Origin of the sequence: Nocardia sp. CA-120079, assembly GCF_050955745.1 — a bacterium.
Classification (GTDB): domain Bacteria; phylum Actinomycetota; class Actinomycetes; order Mycobacteriales; family Mycobacteriaceae; genus Nocardia.
This window is the reverse complement of record NZ_CP192088.1, coordinates 9,384,694-9,406,385: the sequence shown is the minus strand read 5'-3', so window position 1 is coordinate 9,406,385 and position 21,692 is coordinate 9,384,694. Positions and strand designations below refer to the sequence as shown.

At 64.8% G+C, this 21,692-nt stretch carries 22 protein-coding genes; 7 read left to right on the top strand and 15 right to left on the bottom strand.

Features of this window, described 5'->3' with window-relative positions; translation table 11 throughout:
- Positions 1–280: 280 nt before the first annotated feature.
- Entirely contained in the window at positions 281–700 is a 420-nt protein-coding gene (locus tag ACQPYR_RS42410; RefSeq protein WP_169814622.1) for a DUF5318 domain-containing protein, read from the bottom strand.
- 159 nt (positions 701–859) lie between these two features.
- Here ACQPYR_RS42410 and ACQPYR_RS42405 point away from each other — a divergent pair, with 159 nt between their 5' ends.
- Together ACQPYR_RS42405 and ACQPYR_RS42400 are read left to right on the top strand one after the other, a co-directional pair.
- Positions 860–1,948, top strand: coding sequence for a DUF1707 SHOCT-like domain-containing protein (locus ACQPYR_RS42405; RefSeq protein WP_433625693.1), 1,089 nt, complete (start codon positions 860–862; stop codon positions 1,946–1,948).
- A gap of 7 nt (positions 1,949–1,955) precedes the next feature.
- A complete protein-coding gene (locus ACQPYR_RS42400; RefSeq protein WP_433625690.1) occupies positions 1,956–2,759 on the top strand; it encodes a DUF1707 SHOCT-like domain-containing protein in 804 nt (267 codons plus the stop codon).
- Positions 2,760–3,078: 319 nt separating this feature from the next.
- On the opposite strand, the gene ACQPYR_RS42395 is transcribed toward ACQPYR_RS42400, so the two are convergent.
- Both ACQPYR_RS42395 and ACQPYR_RS42390 read right to left on the bottom strand, forming a co-directional pair.
- A complete protein-coding gene (locus ACQPYR_RS42395; protein ID WP_433625687.1) occupies positions 3,079–3,909 on the bottom strand; it encodes a helix-turn-helix domain-containing protein in 831 nt (276 codons plus the stop codon).
- Positions 3,906–4,442, bottom strand: a complete 537-nt coding sequence (locus tag ACQPYR_RS42390) for a DUF6879 family protein (protein WP_433625685.1) — start codon at positions 4,440–4,442, stop codon at positions 3,906–3,908. The genes ACQPYR_RS42395 and ACQPYR_RS42390 overlap by 4 nt, the downstream gene beginning before the upstream one ends.
- Positions 4,443–5,176: 734 nt before the next feature.
- Between ACQPYR_RS42390 and ACQPYR_RS42385 the strand changes: the two genes are divergently transcribed.
- A complete protein-coding gene (locus ACQPYR_RS42385) occupies positions 5,177–5,323 on the top strand; it encodes a hypothetical protein (protein ID WP_433625683.1) in 147 nt (48 codons plus the stop codon).
- 214 nt (positions 5,324–5,537) lie between these two features.
- Here ACQPYR_RS42385 and ACQPYR_RS42380 read toward each other — a convergent pair whose 3' ends face one another.
- The 9 genes from ACQPYR_RS42380 to ACQPYR_RS42340 all read right to left on the bottom strand — a co-directional run bounded on the left by ACQPYR_RS42380 (position 5,538) and on the right by ACQPYR_RS42340 (position 15,253).
- Positions 5,538–6,638, bottom strand: a complete 1,101-nt coding sequence (locus tag ACQPYR_RS42380; RefSeq protein ID WP_433625681.1) for an inositol-3-phosphate synthase — start codon at positions 6,636–6,638, stop codon at positions 5,538–5,540.
- Complete coding sequence (locus tag ACQPYR_RS42375) at positions 6,631–7,185, bottom strand: PadR family transcriptional regulator (RefSeq protein ID WP_040697429.1); 555 nt, start codon at positions 7,183–7,185, stop codon at positions 6,631–6,633. Before ACQPYR_RS42375 ends, ACQPYR_RS42380 begins: the two co-directional genes overlap by 8 nt.
- Before the next feature lie 168 nt (positions 7,186–7,353).
- Positions 7,354–7,599, bottom strand: a complete 246-nt coding sequence (locus tag ACQPYR_RS42370; protein WP_433625677.1) for a hypothetical protein — start codon at positions 7,597–7,599, stop codon at positions 7,354–7,356.
- Between the two features lie 182 nt (positions 7,600–7,781).
- Positions 7,782–8,207 carry a GyrI-like domain-containing protein gene (locus tag ACQPYR_RS42365; protein ID WP_040697421.1) on the bottom strand — a complete coding sequence of 142 codons (426 nt, stop codon included), beginning with the start codon at positions 8,205–8,207 and terminating at the stop codon, positions 7,782–7,784.
- 8 nt (positions 8,208–8,215) lie between these two features.
- Positions 8,216–8,674, bottom strand: a complete 459-nt coding sequence (locus tag ACQPYR_RS42360; protein ID WP_387286840.1) for a GyrI-like domain-containing protein — start codon at positions 8,672–8,674, stop codon at positions 8,216–8,218.
- A gap of 958 nt (positions 8,675–9,632) precedes the next feature.
- A complete protein-coding gene (locus ACQPYR_RS42355) occupies positions 9,633–11,894 on the bottom strand; it encodes a transglycosylase domain-containing protein (protein ID WP_433625673.1) in 2,262 nt (753 codons plus the stop codon).
- Positions 11,895–12,009: 115 nt separating this feature from the next.
- Entirely contained in the window at positions 12,010–12,885 is an 876-nt protein-coding gene (locus ACQPYR_RS42350; protein ID WP_387286836.1) for a carbohydrate ABC transporter permease, read from the bottom strand.
- Positions 12,885–13,907 carry a carbohydrate ABC transporter permease gene (locus tag ACQPYR_RS42345; protein ID WP_084509351.1) on the bottom strand — a complete coding sequence of 341 codons (1,023 nt, stop codon included), beginning with the start codon at positions 13,905–13,907 and terminating at the stop codon, positions 12,885–12,887. The genes ACQPYR_RS42350 and ACQPYR_RS42345 overlap by 1 nt, the downstream gene beginning before the upstream one ends.
- A 44-nt stretch (positions 13,908–13,951) precedes the next feature.
- On the bottom strand, positions 13,952–15,253 hold the full coding sequence (locus tag ACQPYR_RS42340) for an ABC transporter substrate-binding protein (protein ID WP_433625669.1): 1,302 nt from the start codon (positions 15,251–15,253) through the stop codon (positions 13,952–13,954).
- 397 nt (positions 15,254–15,650) lie between these two features.
- On the opposite strand from ACQPYR_RS42340, the gene ACQPYR_RS42335 reads away from it, so the two are divergent.
- Positions 15,651–16,490: a DUF2786 domain-containing protein gene (locus ACQPYR_RS42335; protein WP_433625667.1), complete on the top strand. Its 840-nt coding sequence runs from the start codon at positions 15,651–15,653 to the stop codon at positions 16,488–16,490.
- Between the two features lie 76 nt (positions 16,491–16,566).
- Entirely contained in the window at positions 16,567–17,079 is a 513-nt protein-coding gene (locus ACQPYR_RS42330) for a TIGR04338 family metallohydrolase (protein ID WP_433625664.1), read from the top strand.
- 202 nt (positions 17,080–17,281) lie between these two features.
- On the opposite strand, the gene ACQPYR_RS42325 is transcribed toward ACQPYR_RS42330, so the two are convergent.
- Complete coding sequence (locus tag ACQPYR_RS42325; RefSeq protein WP_433625661.1) at positions 17,282–18,244, bottom strand: o-succinylbenzoate synthase; 963 nt, start codon at positions 18,242–18,244, stop codon at positions 17,282–17,284.
- 507 nt (positions 18,245–18,751) lie between these two features.
- On the opposite strand from ACQPYR_RS42325, the gene ACQPYR_RS42320 reads away from it, so the two are divergent.
- Positions 18,752–19,057: a hypothetical protein gene (locus ACQPYR_RS42320; protein ID WP_433625659.1), complete on the top strand. Its 306-nt coding sequence runs from the start codon at positions 18,752–18,754 to the stop codon at positions 19,055–19,057.
- Between the two features lie 44 nt (positions 19,058–19,101).
- On the opposite strand, the gene ACQPYR_RS42315 is transcribed toward ACQPYR_RS42320, so the two are convergent.
- Positions 19,102–20,271, bottom strand: a complete 1,170-nt coding sequence (locus ACQPYR_RS42315; protein ID WP_433625656.1) for a thiolase family protein — start codon at positions 20,269–20,271, stop codon at positions 19,102–19,104.
- 103 nt (positions 20,272–20,374) lie between these two features.
- Here ACQPYR_RS42315 and ACQPYR_RS42310 point away from each other — a divergent pair, with 103 nt between their 5' ends.
- Positions 20,375–20,887, top strand: coding sequence for a winged helix-turn-helix transcriptional regulator (locus ACQPYR_RS42310; RefSeq protein ID WP_433625653.1), 513 nt, complete (start codon positions 20,375–20,377; stop codon positions 20,885–20,887).
- 5 nt (positions 20,888–20,892) lie between these two features.
- Here ACQPYR_RS42310 and ACQPYR_RS42305 read toward each other — a convergent pair whose 3' ends face one another.
- Positions 20,893–21,681: an NADPH-dependent F420 reductase gene (locus ACQPYR_RS42305; protein WP_433625650.1), complete on the bottom strand. Its 789-nt coding sequence runs from the start codon at positions 21,679–21,681 to the stop codon at positions 20,893–20,895.
- Between the last annotated feature and the right edge of the window lie 11 nt (positions 21,682–21,692).

Below are 21,692 nucleotides of genomic sequence, written 5' to 3'. Positions count from 1 at the left end.
GGGATACCCACCCTGCGGCGGCCGCGGACCACCGGGACCGGGCCGACCGGGTGGGGGACCGGCCGGTCGCTGACCGGGATACGGGTTCGGAGGCTGAGGTGAACTTCGCTGAGTGCGGCCGCCGTGCGGTTCATCGCCGTAGGGGGAAGTCTCGTAGGGCGAATTCACTGACAAGATCTCCATAACTCGTAAGGGTCTGCGGGGCGCGGTGCGGCGATTATCGCCGCGGCGGACACGTCGAGGCTCCGCGTGTCACCCGACGGGCAGATGACCTGGCACATCATTCGGCTGCGGTGCGCCGGTTGGCCCTGGTGCCCGTGCGCCGCCGCGTGGGCGACGGAGCGGTACCGAGCACATAGGACTGCACCAGATGATTCCAGCTGCAGCTCCGGCATACCTCGACGACATGGACCGAGAACTCCTCGCGAGTCTCGGCGAGGCGTATCAATTCCTCCGGTGTGCGAGCCGATCCCGCCATCGGGCCGACGCCGTCGCCGTAGACCCAGGATACGAGCGTCAATTGCTCTTTCCGGCAGATCGGGCATGTGACCTCACTCCCCCGACCGTGGAACTTCGCCGCACGTAAAAGGTAGGGATTTGCATCGCAAACCTCGGCAACATCGACACGGCCCGCATAGACGTCAGCGAGCAGCGACCGACGCTTGAGAGCGTAGTCGACCACCTGTCGCTGAATTCGCACGAGAACCAGAGTAGCGGGGCCGCGCGCGGACCGCGCTGGGCTGTGCGGGATCGACCGACCGGTATTCATTGTTGAACTGGGGCGTTACCGGCCTCGGCGGATTACGATTCCCCCGTGTCCCCCGCTACATCCGGGCGGTCGACCGCAGCATCCGGACGTATGCGAGCGCGTGACCTCGACCGTGCCAACGCGTCCAGTGTGCTGGATGCCGCCTACGCCGAAGGCCAGCTCGGCGCAGATGAATATCGCGACCGCACGGCCAAGGCCGAGACCGCGAAGACGGTCGGTGAGCTCGAGCGCCTCATCGGTGATCTGCAAGTGCCGTCCGCCGTGGGTGATCTGGTGCCGAGCGAATCGACGCCCACCCGAAACCCGTTGCGCCGAACCGGAACCGGTGGGCGTTATCCCGATCACACCCGGGCACGGGATGTCGATCGCGACACCACTCGGCAACTGATCGACAATGCGCGCGGCGACGGTCAGCTGAGCGAGGACGAGCACCAGACCCTCATCGAACTGGTCGGCGAGGCGAAAACCCTTGGCGAACTGGCGCAATTGGTCGACGATCTGCAACGGCCCAGCGATGCCGCGCCGCCACCGCAGCCGCCGCGTTCGAATCGTCGGCGCTGGTATCGGATCGCCGTCGGGGCCGGCGCTGTCTGTGCGGCGGTCGCCGCCTTCGTGCTGACCAGCGGGGTATCGGATACCGCACCAGCCCCTGCCGCACCACCGGTCGTCGTTGACCTCGGATCGGTGCAGCCGATCGTGATCGCGACGCCGAATCTGCTTACCAGGGAGGGGCTCACGCTGTTCCTGGGAAAATACCGCGACAAATTCGGCGGTCTGCAGATCGATACGCTGACGTTGTATCCGGAATACGCCGTCGTGGCGCGTGCGGTGCCGGGGGAGCCGAATCGGTTGATCGGCTACGACTATCGCGGCGGCTTCCAGCAGTCGAGCGCCGTGACCAGCCGCAAGGCGGATAAACCCGCCGCGGATCTCGCCCAGCTGAACGTCGCCGCGATCACTGATGCGCTCGCGAGCGCGCCGAGCACCCTGCGGGTGCCCAACGGTGTTGTCACGCATATGGATGTGCAGATCGACGACGCCGGTGCGTACAGCGGTTACGGCATACCGAGAAATGGCCCGTACGTAACCATTTACGCGGGCAACAAGTTCAACGAGTCCGGATTTCTACTGCTGACGCCAGCGGGCGTGGTCGCGCGCGCGGTGCCGTTCGAAAAGTGAGACGTTGATGGCGACGACGCGCTACGGCGATATCCGGGCCCGCGATACCGACCGTGCCGATGTGTGCGGCCTGCTCGACGCGGCACTGGCCGACGGTCAGCTCACCGAGGACGAGCACACCGCCCGCACCGCGAAGGCCATGTCCGCCAAATCCTTCGGCGAACTCGATGCCATCGTCGGCGATTTGCAGATCCCGGACAACCTGGTCGACGCGCCGGTGGTCCGGGTGGATCGCAGGCGGCCACGGCGCTGGCTCGCGCCCGTGGCGATCATCAGTGCGGCCGCGGTGCTCGGTGCAGCGGTGGGCGGTATCGCGAGCTGCGCGGGCGGTTCCCTCGGTCCGTCCGAACACGTGCCGACGCTGACCACCGGCGCCGGGCTCGCCTATTTCCTCGCCGAGTACCGCGCGGAATTCGGCGACACCAAGGCCGACGAGGTCACCCTGTATCCGGAGTATGTGCTCTTCAAACGGCCTGCCAGCGGTAATCCGAGCGAGACGGCGAGCTACTACTACAACGGCAGCTTCCGCGAGCCGGACATCCGGGACGGACGAAGCCCCGATACGAAGACCGTCGATCTCGCCGCCGTCGATGTACGGGCGATAGCCGGACTGCTCGCGGGTGCACCACAGACGATCAAGGTGCCCGATGGCGCGGTCAATTACTTCAAGTTCAGCTTCGCCACCAACGGACCGGTCGATCTCGGACCAGCCGTGCAGATCTACGCCAAGAGCCGAGCAGGCGCTTCAGGATTCATGACGGTGACGTTCACCGGTGAGCCGCTGCGCGTCGCTTCGCCCACGCCGCGTTGAGGACCTGATTCGATCGCGCGAGGCCGCTTGGTTCGCGCGAGTGGCCGTGCCCAGGCACCCAGGGCGGCGCCTCACGCACGCCTCGATCGAATTCCCGCCGGGCCGCGGTGATTCGGACGCCGCTGTCTCGATCTACGCGAGAACCAAGCAGGTGCGTCGGGTTATCTGACAGCGACGGTAACTGGCGAGCCATTGCAGGTCTTCCCACCCAATCGCTGATCAGGACTCCGGATCGATCCGCTGCCGCCTTGGTATCGACTAGCGATAGATCATCGACCCATCCAGCGCGGAGAGCGGTGCACATCGGGCACAGCGAGACTTATCTAATCTCCAGCGCCCTGCGGATCAGGTTGCGTGCAGCTTCCCCGGTCACCGACTGACCGGCCAGCACATCGAACGCCCGGCCGTACAGTGCTATTTCTCGTGGCTGAGTTATGGTGATCTCAGCTGTGTGACCTTCTACTTTGATCATGCGATTGTCGAACATCATGAAATTCTCAATCGACAAGATAACTTCAGCATCCAAGGGGATAATGCCGAACCCGACTCTCGGCATTCCGATAATCGAAAGTAGCCGATCGAGTTGCCCTATCATGACGATGTCATTGCCAACCGTGCTATATAGAGCTTTTTCGCTTATCAGGAAATGAAACCGATACCCGCGCTTGTATAGGATCTGCTGGCGCTCCATCCGCTTCAATACTCCCGAGTCCAGGTCGTCGGGAAGGTGATAGAATTCGATTACACTACGGAGTTTGGCCTCAGCGTACTCGGCGGTCTGAAGTAGTCCAGGAATAATCTGAGGCTCGTAATTGCGTATGAACTCGGCCGAAGCCTCGTTTTTCATCACTTGTTGTTGAGCGCGTTTGATACCCCCACCAAGCACTCTCCGCCACTCCATGTATGCCGTGTCTACGGCGTGCAGCGTTGCCAGCAGTTCCGGTAATTCTTTGTCAGCATTGCAGTGTCGGCAATACGCGCGTATATCGTCGCTTGACGGTTTAGCTTTCCCGTGCTCTATACGGGATATCTTGGATTCGTGTTGACCTAGAAAAGTAGCAAGCTCTCGGCCCGAAACTCCGGCGTAACGTCGGATCTCTCGAAGTCGCAGGCCGAGGGCTTCCATTGCCTCCTGAACTGTGTCCGTCACTTCCGAGCGTTCACCTGGTCGGCATGGTAATCCCGGTAGGGTGTCGCAAAGGGCCATAGAAGATTCTTGACCTCGCGGCAGTAGGCGACGATTCCGGGATCGGTAGTTATTCCTGCTCCGGCAGGTTTCCCGGCGGAATCCGAGAGATTGAAAGCTACCAGATTCTCATCAAACAGCCACCAATCATCGGACGGAACGATCGCGGGATCAACCGAATGGCGCGGGACATACCGGATGTCTTCACCGGCTTCGACGTTGTTGCCTGTAACCGAAAGTAGCCAACGCTGATACCCGGTGTGCGGCACGGTCACCACGCGGATACGACTAACCGCAACACCACGGCCGACCATACTGCGGATGAGTTCGAGCCAATCGCTTTTGTCGTACTCTGCCGGAGGCTCATTGTTCAGAAAGCGGCGTAGTGCTTCTGATTCGGCCGGTTCCGCATAGGAGTCCCGGACCTCCATATGGAATGCTGAACGTTGGCATTCGTCGAAAAACTGACGCCAGTCATCGACTCCGCGAAACTCCACCGAAGTATGTCCTTTCCATTTTTGGCACCAAGACGGCTGCCTCGTAGTGTTCCATCTTCAGCTGTTCGAGCGTTTCGGGGTCGCTGACCGGTTGTCCTGTCAGCGAAAAGGTACCTCGACCACTGTCCGTCATTGGAGTTCCGACGAACGTCCGAGGTTCTACGAAGCCCAACAAGAGGTGTGGTATCTCGATTGTCTCGGCGCGACCAGTCTGCCAAACCGACGAGTACGTAGCCTCCTTCGTCGGTGGCGTAGACCGCTGGGCATCCGCTTCTATCGGATCCACCCTTGCCGAGCAAATGCAACTGCATGATCGTTCCTCCCGTGTACCGGCTTGCGCCTTCTTGCGAAGCCGATCTTATGGTCGCACTACCTCGTATCTGAGGACAGAGGAACATTGAAACGTCCGCAAGTTTCCGCAAGTTCGTAGACCGGCCTGGCTGCCGGTTCGTAGCGTCGGACTCGGCCCCCGTGACATGTGACGCCAACCGGTCACGGGGTGCCTACCAACACCGGACCATAGGGGTTGAGATGCACAGGCACACAAGGCTTTACCAGTTTGCAGGCGGTGTGCTCGAAGTCTGGGACTATCACGACGAAGACGAGCCCCCCGGGATATATCTGGAGTGGTGGGGGTCTGAACCACCGGCTACCGGCAATGTCGAGACTGACGGGCCTGCGGCAGACACGCTGAGCGATCGGAGCTCGTCCAGTGAGAGCGGACGGTGGTCCGCGTGATCGGGCTCGGTGTTGCGTTCGCTGTCCCGCTGGTCGCGTTCCTCGCGCTGGTGTTCTGGCCGCAACGGATACCGAAAGAGAAGTCTGTGCAAGCGATCCGGGAACGGATCGAACGTGAAGACGTGGGGTTTCCAGATGACTGACGCAGATCTTCCGGAACGTGACCCCGGCGCGAGATCGGGCCTGTTTCTTCGCTCCAGCTTTGACGAGTGGGAACCTCCAACGCCCGATCTGCTGGAGCGAGTCAAGTCCGGAATGAGCAGGGCCAGCGGCGGCCTACCCCGATGATCGCCGGGACCGAAGAGAGCTGGGCCGGAGAGTTGATCTCCGGCCCAGCTTCTCGCATCGGTGGGACTGTTACTCGGCGCCGATGATGAAGGCTTCCAGTTGCGCGCGCGCGATATCGTCGGCCAGCTGCTTCGGCGGGGACTTCATCAGGTAGGCCGAGGCCGGGATGACCGGTCCGCCGATGCCGCGGTCCTTGGCGATCTTCGCGGCGCGCACCGCGTCGATGATGATGCCCGCCGAGTTCGGCGAATCCCACACCTCGAGCTTGTACTCCAGGTTCAGCGGTACATCACCGAAGGCGCGACCCTCGAGACGCACGTAGGCCCACTTGCGGTCGTCGAGCCAGCCGACGTGATCGGACGGGCCGATGTGCACATCGTTGGCGCCCAGTTCCTTCTTCAGGTTGCTGGTGACGGCCTGGGTCTTGGAGATCTTCTTCGACTCCAAGCGCTCGCGCTCGAGCATGTTCTTGAAGTCCATATTGCCGCCGACGTTCAGCTGCATGGTGCGGTCGAGCTGCACGCCGCGGTCCTCGAACAGCTTGGCCATCACGCGGTGGGTGATGGTGGCGCCGACCTGGCTCTTGATGTCGTCACCGACGATGGGAACGCCTGCCTTGGTGAACTTTTCGGCCCACACCGGATCGGAGGCGATGAACACCGGCAGCGCGTTGACGAAGGCGACGCCGGCGTCGATGGCGCACTGGGCGTAGAACTTGTCCGCCTCTTCCGAGCCGACGGGCAGGTAGGACACCAGGACGTCGACCTTGTTGTCCTTCAGCACCTTCACGACGTCGACCGGCTGCGCCTCGGACAGCTCGATGGTCTCGGCGTAGTACTTGCCGATACCGTCCAGCGTCGGACCGCGCTGCACGACAACGTCGCTCGGCGGCACATCGGAGATCTTGATGGTGTTGTTCTCGCTGGCGAAGATCGCCTCGGCCAGGTCGAAGCCGACCTTCTTGGCGTCGACGTCGAACGCGGCGACGAATTTCACATCGCGCACGTGGTACCGGCCGAACTTGACATGCATCAGGCCGGGGACGGTGGAGGTCTCGTCCGCGTCCTTGTAGTACTGCACGCCCTGGACCAGCGAGGAAGCGCAGTTACCCACGCCGACGATGGCGACGCGGACTTCGGTGGCGGTGTCCGCCTTGTTGTCTTCACTCATGGCCGATATTTCCCTCTTTCTGTGGTGCCGCCTTCGTCGATTGCTCCGCCGCAATCAACTCGTTGAGCCAGCGCACTTCGCGCTCGCTTGATTCCAGACCGAGCTGGTGGAGCTGGCGGGTGTAGCGATCCAGCGAGCCACTGGCCTTCTTGATCGCCTCCCGCAAACCCTCTCGGCGCTCCTCGACCTGCCGTCGCCTGCCCTCCAGAATCCGCATCCGGGCTTCCGCGGGGGTACGGCTGAAAAACGCCAGGTGGACGCCGAAGCCGTCGTCGGTGTAGTTCTGCGGTCCGGTATCGGCGAGCAGTTCGGTGAACCGCTCCCGCCCGGCCGGAGTCAGTTGATAGACCCGTCGCGCACGACGGGTGACGCCCGCGACGTTCTCCTCGGCGATCAGCCCATCGGTCTGCATGCGACGCAGCGTCGGATAGAGCGATCCGTAGGAGAAGGCCCGAAACGGCCCGAGCAATCCGGTCAGCCGCTTGCGCAGCTCGTAACCGTGCATGGGCGCTTCGAGGAGCAGCCCGAGGATTGCCAGCTCGAGCATCGGGCTTCACCCCCTGACTGTGTGTGCAGACCTAACCGATGGATGCGACTTCCCACTATATCGGAGCGATATAAACGTGCATAGTCGTCGGCGATATAAATCACTCTTTGCGCAGGTAGACCGACGGCGGGAAGTCGAGACTCCCCACCGTCGATGCCGACGTTCTCGCTAGTCGATACCGAATGGCGCGGCGTAGCGCACCGTGCCGCGCGGCGCCGGATCGAGCGTCAGCGCCATCAAGGCCTCGTCAGGTACCTCGATGCTGTACTCGGATGCCGTACCGAAACCCAAGCGCGGGTAGTAGGTCGGATGCCCGAGCACGATGACGAATGCCCCGCCCAATTGCTCCGCCGCTGCGAGACCCGCCCGGATTGCCGCGGCGCCGACGCCGGACTTCTGATATTCGGGCAGCACCGCGCACGGTCCGAGACACAGCGCGGACGCACCAGTGGTGAGTGGCGGAACAGGTTCGGACGGTTCGACGAGCGGAGCAATTTGCAGCGCCTATTCGCCCTGGCTGAGCGTTTGTGGATGAGCGCGAAATGTCGAGGCCGGGCACGGAGTTCCGTGTCCGGCCCGCATAGCTGTCGACCTGATCAGTCGAGCGAGACATACACCTCGACGGAGGTCGGTCCCGTGTAGCGCTCGAGTTCCGCGGTGTGCGAGCGGGTGATGGTGCCCGCGCTCTCGGCCTTGCGGACCTGCGCCCATGCGGTGCGCAGCAGATCGTAGGGCTTATCGGAGACAACGAATTTCGCGTACCGTCCGGTCGGGACCCGGGTCAGCACATCACCGGCATCCATATCGTCCATCTCGGCGACCTCGTAGCCCAGAATCGCGACGGCGTGATCGTTCTGGCCGATATAGGCCGCGACCCGCGGCACGTTCTTCTCCCGCGCGAGATACCGGTCCCAGGTGAAGTTCACCAGGTCCAGGTCGCGGGCGGTCACCTCGCGTCCGGCCAGCGGGACGGTGAGTCCGGCGACCAGGCTTTCGTCCAATGTGACAATTTCGAAGTCCACAGCTGTTCCTAACCGTCGACCGGTTCGTCTGCCAGCGCCACGAATACTTCGGCCGTGCGCGCGTCCGGATAATGTTCCACGTCACCGGTATAGGCGCGCAGCAATCGTCCAGCGGCCTCGGCATCCCATACCGCCCGCCAGATGGTCACGATGGTGTCCCCGAGATTGTCGCCACTGAGCGTGAATCGGGCGAACCGTCCCGCGGGTACTCGGGCGAGCACATCGCCCGGTAGCAGATCCGCGAGGGTGTGGCAGCGGTAGCCGACGATATGCGTCAGGTAGGAGTTGATCTCCGGCGCGTGGTCCACGTACGCGGTCGTCGGCGGGCCGGGCAGCTTGCGGGCCAGATTGCGTTTCCACGCCTCCTCGACCTTGGCGCGGCGCGGTCCCTCGACCGCGAGCGCCGGGCTGCGCAGCACTGTGCCCGCCACGAGCGTCTCGGGACGGTCAACGACATTGAAATCCACCGGCGTGCCCCTATGTCTAGTCTGTCTCCAATTGGCGGCGCTCCCGGGCCCCCGTGGCCACGGAAGCTACTTCCGGGCCTGACGCTCGCGCCGCGTGTCGTCGCTCGAGCGCATATCCTTCCTCATCGATCTCGCGACGTCGGCGTCGGCCTGGTTTCGGTTCCGGCGCGCGCGCTCACTTCACTCTGGCAAACGATGCTGCCACGTCATGCGTTCCCATGGCCCCGGTCGACGCACATTCGTAGCGAACCGAGTACCAGCACGCTGTCAGTTCGCCACCACCCCGACCGAGCGAGTCTTACGAGCGAGGAGTTCGCGGCCGGTTTCAGTGTCCGAGTCGCCGAAGCTCATGCACCGCACCCGCGAATCTCAATGCGCGCATCAGGTGCCGAATGCCCGTCATTTTCGACCACGACGGAGCGAGTCTTACGAGCGACGCGTTCGCCGGCCCGTCTCGCGTCCGAGTCGTCGAAGCGCATGTGCTGCGGGCGCGGGATTCGACCATCCGATGCGAGTGCACCAGGCGCCGAACGATCCGTCATCACCGGCCCGCACGGAGCGAGTCTTACGAGCGAGGAGTTCGCGGCCCGTCTCGCGTCCGAGTCGTCGAAGCGCATGCGACGAAGTCGCGAGTCTGCACGCGCGTGCATCAGGTGCCGAACGACCCGCCATCACTGACTACGACGGAGCGAGTCTTACGAGCGAGGAGTTCGCGGCCCGTCTCGCGTCCGAGTCGTCGAAGCGCATGCGACGAAGTCGCGAGTCTGCACGCGCGTGCATCAGGTGCCGAACGACCCGCCATCACTGACTACGACGGAGCGAGTCTTACGAGCGAGGAGTTCGCGGCCCGTCTCGCGTCCGAGTCGTCGAAGCGCATGCGACGAAGTCGCGAGTCTCGACGGCTCGGACGCGAGACACCAGGGGGCCGCGAACACGCCGCGCCCGCGCGGCCAAAGATTCAGCCCGGCACCGGAATGCTGAATCCGGGGAAGATTTCGACTTCCTTCGTGGGCTCCGGGGCGGGTGGAATGATGATCATCGGTGCGGCGGAGGTGCTGGTCGGCGGGTTGAGGATGTCGTAGCTGCCGCCGGAGGGCTTGCTCGCGGTCGGCGGGCTGGCCGGTGAGCCGGCCGTCGGGAACTGCTCGATCGGGGTGCCGTCGAGCGCGCCGTCCATCACCTGCTTCCAGATATCGGCGGGCAGGCCGGAGCCGTAGATGTCGGTGCCGCGCGCGGTTTCGATGGGCTGGGACTGTTCGGTGCCGACCCAGACCGCCGTGGACAGCGACGGGGTGAACCCGATCATCCACGCGTCCTTGTTCTCTTTCGACTCACCGAGCTGGGTGGTGCCGGTCTTGGCGGCCGAGGGACGCCCGCCGGACAGGCTGTGCCCGTTGGAATATGCGGCGATCGGGATCATCGCGCCGGCGGTACTGTCGGCGACGCCGCGCGGTATGCGCTGCTGGCCGGGCGGGAGTTGCTTGCCGGCCTGTTTGTCGGGTCCGCCCCGATCCAGCAGGACGCGGCCGTCGCCCGCGACCACTCGCTGCACGAAGTAGGGCTGGTGGTAGACACCGGAATTGGCGATCGTCGCGTAGGCCGATGCCATATCGATGGGGCGAACCAGATACTGGCCCAACACGATTCCGTTCAGCGGATGCCCGCCGTCCTCGGTGAGGGTCTTACCGGCCACGCCCGGAATCTCTTCGGGGATACCGGCCTGATGGGCGGCATCGGCAATTGCCTGGGGGCCGTCGGACATCGACATCGTCAGTCGATAGAAACTGGTGTTCAGTGAGCGCTTCAGCGCCTCGGCCATGGTGCATTTGCCGCACGATTCGCCGTCCACATTGGTGATCGCGGTACCGCGATCGGTCAACGGTGAACTGTCGAGCATCCGGGTGAGCGGAATGCTCTGCCGCAGTGCCGCGATCACCGCGAAGACCTTGAATGCCGAGCCGGTCTGCAGTGGCGCCTGTGCGAAATCGAAGCCGAAACCGTCGGCGCCGCCGTAGTAGGCGCGCACCGCGCCGGTATGTGGGTCGATCGAAACCACCGCGCCACGTAGTTCCGGCGGCTGCGGGTCGAGTCGATCGTGGATCGCGTCGAGTGCGGCCTGCTGTGCCTTGGTATCGATGGTGGTGGTGATCTGCAATGCCCCGGTATTCAGTTCCCGCTCGCTGATGCCCGCGCTGCGCAGTTCCCGCAGCACCTGGCTGCGGATCAGGCCCTCCGGGCCGCGGGCCGCGTTGACGTCCGGGATTTCGGTGATGGGGACGATCGGCGGGAATACCGTCGCATCTCGGTCGCCCGGCGCGAGCGCACCCATCTCGACCATGCCGTTGAGCACGTACTTCCAGCGCGCGGTCAGATCGGAGAGATGGGTTTCCGGATCCAGAATCGAGGGGGTGCGGATGACCGCGGCCAGTACCGTGCCTTCGGCGAGCGTCAGCTCCGGCACCGACTTGTTGAAGTAGGCCTTCGCGGCTGCCGAGATCCCGTACGCGCCGCGCCCGTAGTAGATGGTGTTGAGGTAGGCGGCGAGGATGTCGTCCTTACTCCATTGCCGCGCCATTTTGGCTGCGATGATCAGCTCGCGCATCTTCCTCGTCAGGGTGCGTTCGGAGCCGAGGAAGGCATTCTTCACATACTGCTGAGTGATCGTGGAACCGCCACCCGCATCCTCTTTGCCGAGGATATTGTCCCGCGCGGCGCGCAGGAATCCGCTGGTCGAGTAGCCGGGGTTGGTATAGAAGTTGCGGTCCTCGGCCGAAAGCACCGCATCGCGCACCGGTTTTGGCACCTCCGACAGCGGTACCGGAATCCGGTTGCCATCGGGCGGAACAACTTTCGCGATCACTGTGGTCCCGTCGGCGGCCAGGATGGTGGCGATCTGATTGGTCTGCACCGAGTCGGGATCCGGGATTTCAGCGCTCCAGTAGACCAGCACGAACAGCAGCGACGGCACCGCGACGAAGGTGATGAACAGGGCGAGCAGTAGCCGTCGGAAGCGTTCACCCCTGGTGCGCTGTGGTCGATTCGCCGGGGTGGGTTGCGGCCGGGGCGGTTTCGAAGAGCCGGGCGGTCGGGGCTTGTCCTTGCGTCGTGACGTCCCGAAGTTGTGCTCGCTGAATCCCGCGACCGAGGCATAGGGTGCCGGCGTCGGTTTGCCCCGGCGACTGCCGCCGCGTCGCCGCTTGCCGAACGAGCTCACGATCATCTCCTCCCGGAGCGTCGGTAAAACTCACCTGCACAGGACACGATCGGAAATGACCAGAGATCGTATACACCGAGTATTACCGCCGCAACGGGATTCAACCCATGCGACAGGCGTACTAGCTCTTCACGCCACCCGCCGTGAGACCGGAGATGATCCGGCGCTGGAACAGCAGCACCATGATGACCAGCGGAATCGTGACCATCGTGCCCGCGGCCATGATCGCGGCATAGGGCTGAACCAGCGGGTTGTTACCGGAGAACCGCGCGATCGCGACGGTCACCGGTTCGGTCTTATCGCTGGAGAGCAGTCGGGCCAGCAGATATTCGTTGACCGAGGCGATGAACGCCAGGATCGCGGTGGTGAATACCGCGGGCGCCGCCAACGGCAGCATGACCAGACGGAACGCCTGCATCTTGGTCGCGCCGTCGATGCGGGCGGCCTCCTCGAGTTCCCACGGCAGTTCGGCGAAGAACGAGGCCAGGATGTAGACGGTCATCGGCAGCACGAACGAGATGTTCGGGATGATCATCGCCTGGTATTCGCCGATCCAGCCGAGGTTGGTGAACAGTTGGAACAGCGGGGTGACCAACACGACCACCGGGAACATCGACGCGGACAGGATGAGCCCGGAGACCAGGTACTTGCCCTTGAAGGTGAGCCGCGCCAGCGCGTAGGCGGCGAGCACGCCGAGTACCAGCGCGACGGCCGTGGTCACCGCGCCGATGATCACGCTGTTGAGCAGCGCCTTACCGAAGTCGTTGCCGCGACTGGTGTCGAAGGCATTGCGGAAGTTCTCCAGGGTGACGTGGGTGGGCCACGGGGTGTTGTCGAAGGTGTAGTCCGGATCGCGGAATGCGGTGACGGCCATCCAGTAGAACGGGGCCAGACCCCACACCAGCACGATCAGCGCACCCAGATACAGCCGCACCGGACCCAGGCGCTTGGCCCAAGGTGTCTGTGCCGCGGGCTTTTTGGTGGTCACGGTGGTCATCAGTGCGCCTCCCGCTGTTCTTCCTGGGTCCGAACGGCATTGGCGCCCAAGACCTTTACCAGTAGGAACGCCACCGCGAAGATCAGCAGGAAGGTGATCGTCGACAGTGCCGCCGCGCTGTTGGGCCCCTGGCGGACCTGTTCGACCACCAGTGCTGAAATCGGGCGGGTGGACGGGTTGCCGAGCGTCATGATCGCGGGCAGGTCGTACAGCCGCAGTCCGTCCATGGTGCGGAACAGCACCGCCACCAGCAGCGCGGGCTTGAGCAGCGGCAGCGTGATCTGGGTGAAGCGCTGCCAGGCCGACGCACCGTCGACCTTGGCGGCCTCGTACACATCGGCCGGAATCACCTGCAGACCGGCCAGCAGCAGCAATGCCATGAACGGCGTGGTCTTCCAGACATCGGCGGCGATGACCGCGAACCGTGCGGGCCAGGCCTCCGAGGTCCACAGCACGTGGGTGCCGAAGACCCGGTTGACCACGCCGTCGTACTGGAACATGAACTCCCACAACCGGGCAGTGACCGCGGTCGGAATCGCCCACGGCACCAGCACCGCCGCGCGCAGCAGGGCGCGGCCCTTGAAGGTCTTGCCCATCACCATGGCCATGCCGAGGCCGAGGGTGGCCTCCAGGGTCACCGTGATCACCGTGAAGAACAGCGTCACGCCGATGGCCAGCCAGAACTGCGAGCCGAGGTTGCCGGTCGGGCAGGAGACCGTCTCGCCGGCCGCCTGACACTGCTGCAGCAGCCAGTGCGTGTAGTTCGAGAAGCCTGCGCTGCCGCCCTCGACGAACATGCCGGTCGCGGGGTCGAGTCCAGGATCCTTCTGGAACGACATGTACAACGCGCGGAAGACCGGATAGCCGACGACCACCGCCAGGGTGATCAGCACGGGCGTGACGAACAGCCACGCCTTACCGGAACGCCGCAACTCCAACGCCAAGGTGCCACCGAATCCGCGCTTTGTCGGCTGATCGCCGTCGCTCGGCACGCGAGTGGCCGTTCCCGAAGGATCCGACACCGTTTCTCTCTCCTACGGGGTGGTCGGGTCCGCTCTTGTACTCGCTACGACCCAGCTGTCTCGATGCCCTTTTGCATACCGGTGATCGCGTCGTCGACGGACTTGGTTCCGTTCAACGCAGCATAAGCGTTGTCCTGGATGGCCTTCGACACCGCCGGGTAGAACGGGGTGACCGGACGCGGCACCGCGTTGGCGATCGAATCCTTCAGTGCGGGCAGGTACGGCATCTTCGCGATGAGCGCCGGATCGTCGTACATCGACGCGCGCACCGATGGCAGCGCACCGGCCGCGACGATGTGCTGTGCGTCCTCGCTGATCAGGTAGCGCAGGAAGTCGAGCGCGGTGGCCTTGTTCTTGGAGAACGCACTGATCGCCGCGTTGTAGCCACCGAGGGTCGATGCGCCGACGCCGTTCTCGCCGGGCAGCGGCGCGACGCCGAACTTGTCCTTGACCGCGGAGGATTCCGCGCCCGCGTCACCGAAGGTGGACGGCCAGTTGCGCATGAAGAGCAGCTTGCCGGTGTTGAAGGCGTTGGCGCTCTCCGGCTCCTTGAAGGTGATGGCTTCCTTCGGGATATCGCCGCTCTTGTAGGCGTCGACGAGCACCTTGAGTCCGGCGCGCGCCTGCGGGGTGTTCACGGTCGGGGTCTTGCCGTCCGCGCCGACGAAGGTGCCGCCGTAGGCGTTGATGGCCTCGGCCGCGTTCACCGTCAGGCCTTCGTACGGTGCGAGCTGGCCTGCGTAGCAACCCATATTGTTCTGCTTGGCGATCGGGCACTGCGCCAGCATCTCGCTCCAGGTCTTGGGCGGATTCGGCACCAGGTCCTTGCGGTAGAACAGCAAGCCGCCGTTGGTGTTTCGCGGCGCGGCGTAGAGGGTGTTGTTGTAGGTGGCGCTGGCGACCGTCGGGGACAGCAGGGCCGAGGTGTCGATGGCGAAGGTGTCCTTCAGTGGCTGGATCCAGCCCTTCGCGGCGAACTCCGCGGTCCACGGCACGTCAAGGGCGACGACGTCATAGGTGGACTGCTTGGAGCGCATGTGCTCGACCAGGTCGTCGTACTGCTGCGAGGCGTCGTTGGACTGCTCTTTGAAGGTGACCTGCTCGTCCGGGTGCGAGGCGTTCCAGCGCTCGATCAGCTGCTTGACCGCGCCGGTTTCGGTGGTGTCCTTGCCTTCGACGTAGGTGATCGGGCCACGGCCGGTGAGGTTCTGGCTGGATGGATTGCCGCCGTTGTCGCTGGAGCAGGCACTGGTGAACGTCGCCGTCAGCAGCGCGATAGAGGCGGCTGCCAACGCCGCTCGTGGTACGAGCGACGAACGTAGGGACGTCACCTTTTTCAAAGCCATCGCGAACACTCCAAGGGGTCGAGACGTGAGCAGCAGCACACCCTGCCGGTGCACAAGGCAAGATACATGGTTGTTATATGCGACGCAGCGATTGTGCCCGTAACAGGGGCACATTCCAGTGGGGGCGGACGCTGGCGCGGCAACGTCATAATCGCTCGTAGCCTCGATATTTTGCCGGGCAGGCGGCCCGCACCGATCCGCCGCAGCGTTTCAGTGCCGAACTCAGTGGCGGCGGCGCTGCGCAGGACCTCTGCCAGCGCGTGGAGACGCTCCTCGGGCAACTCCCCGAACCCGTCAGCCACGTTTCCCGCCGGATCTGTGGCGACGGCCGGTGTCGGTCGGCCGGGTTCCGCGGGCCCGGTGGTGGTCGCTCGCGATGCGGTTAGGCTGACTGGCGATGAGTTCGCCGAATGCGGTCCCGGACCGGATGCTCACCCGGATCGGTGGGTTGCTGCGCCAAGCCGAATCGACCGATAACGAGCACGAGGCCGAGGCATTTCTGGCCGCGGCCCAGCGGTTGGCGACCAGGTCCTCGATCGACCTCGCGGTCGCCCGCGCGCATATCGCCGGACGTGAGCGCAGGCCGACGCCGATGCAGCGGATGATTCCGATCGGCGAACCGGGCAAGAAGGGGTTGCGCACCTACGTGCAGTTGTTCGTGGCGATCGCCGCGGCCAATGATGTGCGCTGCGATGTTGCGCGCACTTCCACGCAGGTTTACGCGTACGGCTTCGATTCCGATATCGATACGTGTGAAGCCCTCTACGCAAGTCTGCTGGTGCAGATGGTGCGTGCGTCGGATCAGTACATCAAATCGGGGCAGTATCGTTCGGCCACCGTCGACAAGATCGTCACGGAGAAACGCTGGGGCCGAAAGGTGCAGCGGCGCGTGCAAACGCCGGTCGCGGCGGTTACCGCGCGGCTGAACTTTCAGATGGCATTCGCCGCACGGATCGGCCGCCGCCTGGCCGAGGTGAAGGCGGAGGTCGTGGCCGAGGTGGTCCCCGAAACCGTGGCGGCGGGTACGGCATTGGCCCTGCGCAATAAGGAAATCGAGCTCACCGACTTCTATAAGAAGACCTCCGATGCCCGCGGCACCTGGCGCGGTCCACAGGCGTCGGCCGGGCATAGCGCTGCGGCCCGGCGTGCAGGCGACCGGGCCGGGAAGGCGGCGCGGCTAGGGACATCTCCCGAACTCGGTGCTGCGCGTGGGCAATTGCCGGGTGGGTCGAAATGAGCGAATTCATTGCGCGACATGCCGACTGCCCGACTCGGCGTGAGCGACGAAGGGTGTGAACCGTGAGCGGGGCCCGATGAGTGCACGAGATACCCAGCGCGCCAAGGTGTATGACGCCGAGCAGTTGGTGCGGAGTGTATTCGATCGAGCCGATGAAAACGGTGTCCGCACGGTGGAGCTCTACGGTTCACACCTCACGCTGCCGATCGAGCGCCGCTTCGCCTCGGTCGAATCGGTGCAGGTCTACACCGATAAGGTGCTGAGCCTCAATTGGATTCGGGCACAATGGCACCGTGCCGCGACGCCCGTCCGGGTCCGCTCTCGCGCCGGAACCGCCGCCGCGCACTACGAGGCGGCCGATGCGGTGCTGGCTGTTCCGCTGTACACCGGTGCGACCGCGTGGGCACTGCGCGAATTGGTGATTCTGCACGAACTGGCCCATCACCTCGAGCCCGCCGCCGGATCGGCGGCCCCGCACGGCCCTGAGTTCTGTAGCCGCTACTTGGAACTCGTCGATGGCATTATCGGGCCGGAAGCCGGGCTGGTTTTGCGGTCGAGCATGCTCGGGTGCGGTGTCCGCATAACCTGATGCCGCTGCCGCTTTTGGTCGCGCCGTGTCTGCGGACGCCGGTAGCTGATTGTCGGGCCAGGCATGCGAACTCAGGATGCTGTGGTGTCCGCCTCCGCACGGTGCAAATCGCGCGACCGCGGTCGCGCAACGCCGACCTGTTGGGCGTGCCGGGTTCGACGTGGTCCACTGCTCGCTGTTGCCGGCCACCTTCGCGACACGGTTACTTCGGCGGGGTCAGTGCGCGGACTCGGGTAAGTCGGTCCTCCCACCAGCGGATACGTGCCGGATCGGGGTGGCGGTAGCGCTCGAGCAGGGTCGGGTCGGGTGTTGGCGGAGACTTCGGGACCGGCATGAAGCCGTCGACCGGGCGCAGTGATTCCTGCACGAGGTCGCCTTCGAGAAGTGACAAAGTGCCCAGGCCGCAGGCGAATTCGAGTTCGGGGAGGGCGGCGGCGAGCGCGAGTTGGGCCGCTAGGCCGACGCTGGTTTCCAGGGCGGAGGAGACCACGCACGGCAGTCCAGCGGCCTCGGCGACCTCGAGTGCGCGGCTGACACCGCCCAACGGGGTGCATTTGAGGACCGCGATATCCGCGGCGCCCGCTACCGCGACGTGCAGGGGATCCTCGGCGCGGCGGATGGATTCGTCGGCGGCGATTCGGACATCGACACGACGACGCACCGCGGCCAGCTCCTCGATGGTGCGGCACGGTTGCTCGACGTACTCCAAACCGCCTGCGGCACGGTCGATCTGGTCGATATGCGTGACGGCCGTCTCGACATCCCAGACCGCGTTGGCGTCCACCCGAACCGCGCCATCGGGCCCCAGCGCATCCCGGACCGCCTCGACCCGCGCCAGATCCTCACTCAGCGAACCAGCGTGGTCGGCGATCTTCACCTTCGCGGTGCGGCATCCGGACCCGGCAACGATCGCATGCGCCCGGCCCGGATCGACCGCGGGCACCGTGCAATTGATCGGAATCCGCTCCCGCACCGGTGCCGGCCAACCAACCGTCACCTGTTCCACCGCGGTCGCCAACCAGCCGGCGGCCTCCCGATCGTCGTACTCGGGAAACGGACAGAACTCGCCCCACCCGAGCGGCCCCCTGATCAACATCCCCTCGCGCACCGTGATGCCGCGGAACCGGGTCCGCATCGGAATGGCGTAGACGAAGGTTTCGGTCATCACCGTGCAGCCTAGCGAGCCCGGTGCCCCGCCCGCGCTGTGCGTCCGCCGCCGCAGACAAGGCCGCCCGAATCGGCGAATCATCGGACCGCCGCCAGCTTTTCGTCGGGCGCTCCTGCTGCGGCTGGCTGGGGCGCGGGGTTCGGCGGATTGTTGGCGCACGGAGTTGGACCGTCGCAGGCTTTTCGTCGGGCGCTCCTGCTGCGGCTGGCTGGGGCGCGGGGTTCGGCGGATTGTTGGCGCACGGAGTTGGACCGTCGCAGGCTTTTCGTCGGGCGCTCCTGCTGCGGCTCGCAGGGCTGCGGGGTTCGGCGAATTGTCCGCGCGGAGTTGGGCTGCTGCGCGGCCGGCTTCTCGTCGGCCGCGTTCAGTGTCCTGCTGCCGGTGTCGACTGTGCGCTGGTGCGGGTGGTTGGTGCCGCAGCGGGTGGCACCGGGATGTGCGAGTCCGATCTAACGGTCATGCTGGGGTATGGGGTCGAGTCGTTTCGAGCTGCGGTGGGCGAATGTGGTTCGGGTGGTGCTCGGGTCGGTATTCGCGGTCGGGTTCGGGTGGGTGGTTGCCTCTTCCGTGCCGCTGTACGAACTCCTCGGGCGTGATGCCGATCCCGATGGGGGTGTGCGCTATCTGGCGGTCGCGTATTGCGTTGCGTGGGTCGGGATTGCCCTCTCCGTGGTTGCGGTGGGCATCCGGGTGGTGGACAAGATCCGCTGCCGACGCCGCATCGCGTGGACGCCGTTGGTGGCGGTGCCATTGATTGCCGAGTCGTGGCTGCTCGGTTTTTTGATTGCGGTGGTGCTGGTTTCGATCTGAGCCCGCGGCATCGATACGGGACCGGTGCCGCGGTACTCGGCGACTCAGAGCCGTTCGATAATGGTGGCGTTGGCCAAACCGCCTGCCTCACACATGGTTTGCAGACCGTAGCGCGCGCCGCGCTCCTGCATAGCGTGCACCAGCGTGGTCATCAGGCGCGCGCCGGACGCGCCGAGCGGATGTCCGATGGCGATGGCGCCGCCGTTCACATTGACCTTCGACATGTCCGCACCGGTGTCGTGCGCCCAGGCCAGTACCACCGGCGAGAAGGCCTCGTTGATCTCGACCAGATCGATATCGGAGAGCTGAAGTCCGGCGCGCTGCAGCACCTTCTGCGTCGCCGGGATCACGGCGGTCAGCATGAGCAGCGGATCGTCACCGGCCACCGCGAAACTGTGCAACCGGGCCAGCGGCTGCAGACCGAGTTCCTCGGCGCGTTCGCTGGTCATGATCAGCACCGCGGCGCTGCCGTCGCTGACCTGGCTCGCCGTCGCGGCGGTGATCTGCCAGCCGATTTCCGGGAAACGCGCGGCCATGGCCTCGTCGTAGTAGGCGGGACGCAGTTTGCCGAGGGTTTCCAGTGTGCTGCCGACCCGGATGCCCTCATCGGTTTCCAGTCCGGCGATGGGGGCGAGCTGAGCGGCGAACGAGCCGTTCTTCGTTGCCAGCGCTGCCTTTTCGTGGCTGCCGAGGGCGAATTCGTCGAGCTGGTTGCGGGTCAGTCCCCAGCGGGCCGCGATCAGTTCGGCGCTGATGCCCTGGGATACCAGACCCTCCGGATAACGCTCGGCGAAGCCGACGCCGGAGAAGTCCTCGGATCCGATCATATTCGCGCCCATGGGAATTCGTCCCATGGACTCGACACCTGCCGCCACCACGATGTCGTACGCACCGGCGATCACGCCCTGTGCGGCGAAATGAATGGCCTGCTGGCTGCTGCCGCACTGGCGATCGACCGTTGTCGCCGGTACCGATTCCGGATAACCCGCGGCCAGCGCCGCACGCCGGGTCATATTGGCGCCCTGTTCGCCGATCTGGGTGACGATGCCGCCGATCACATCGTCGATGAGCGCCGGATCGATGCCGCTGCGGTCGACTACCGCGCGCAGGCTGTGTGCGAGCAGGTCCACCGCGTTGACATTGTGCAGTGCCCCGTTCGGCTTTCCCTTGCCGATCGGCGTGCGTACCGCTTCGACAATCACCGCGTCTCTCATGGGTGGTTCCCTTTCGAACCGTGAGCCGAGCTTCTCCGCCTGGCTCTATTGGCTTATAGTCAGGCTAACGCCTGGATATAGTCAACTCAAGCCAGATATCGCTATGATGTTCGTCATGGCAGCCGTGATGGAAGGACCGTTGGCAGATCTGAGCGCGTGGAAACCCACGGAATGCTCGATCGCGAAGGCGATGGACCTCATCGGCACCCGCTCGGCGATCCTGATCCTGCGCGAGGCCTACTACGGCACCACCCGCTTCGACGGTTTCGCCGCCCGGGTCGGCATCACCGATGCCGCGGCATCCGGCCAGCTCCGCAAGCTCACCGAGGCGGGGCTGCTCGCCAAGCGGCCGTATCAGGAGGCAGGCAGCCGGACTCGCCACGAGTACGTGCTGACCGATATGGGTCGCGATCTACTGCCCGCGGTGCTCGCACTCATGCAGTGGGGCGATGCGTACCTGCAGCCGGGACCCGCGCCGCTGCTGCTGGTAGAGGAGTCCAGCGGTGCGCCGGTTCGAGTGGAGGTGCGCAGCGAAACGGGTCGCGAGATCGACCTCGAAGAACTCGGCGTCCGGCTCAACCCCGAATATTCGCGCGCCATCCGCTCGGCGAAGTAGTCCCCTCAGGCGGTGACCACCGCGTAGTTGATGTCCTCGGTGCCGAACTTGTTGTAGAGGTGAACCCACAGCAGCACAAGGGGTTCGGTACTTCGTGCGGTCACGACGCCGCCCAGGTCGATGATCTGCTCATCGGACCAGCCGAAGGATTTCAGCAGTGCCGCCACCTCGGCCTTGGCCGATTCGTCGTCGCCGCTCAGAAAGACATTGTGCCGCCCTGGAATTCGGGACGGGTCCACCATGAGCTGGTTGTTCATGGTGTTGAGGGTCTTGACCACCCGCGCTTCCGGGAACGCCTGCTGGATCGCCTCGGCGACGCTGCCCGCATCGGGGGTGGCCAATTTCGGTGGGAATCCACCGGAGAAATCCAGGGCATTCGACACGTCCACCAGCACTTTCCCGCGCAGATTCGCCGCGCCCGCCGCAGTCAGCGCGGCCAGCGAGACGGTACCGGAGGTCGCGTTGAACACCAGCTCGGCATCGGCCGCGGCATCGGCGAAAGTGCCGTGGCCGCCCCCGGTTTCGTTCGCCCACTCGGTTGCCGCCGCATTGTCGGCCGTCCGGGATCCGAGTGTCACCGCGTGTCCGAGTTCGACCAGCTTGCTCGCGAGCCTGCGCCCGACCCGCCCGGTACCGAGCACCGCTATCTTCAACGTCCACTCCTCACGCAGATCCCGTTCGAGCGTCGAGTTTATGAGTGCGGCGTGGTCTTCGCGTGGCCTTCCGCCGTGGGCGAACGCCAACGCATCGACTCGGCGCGGGGGTGAAACAGCGCGCTCGCCGGACAATTCCACGCCGCGAGCGG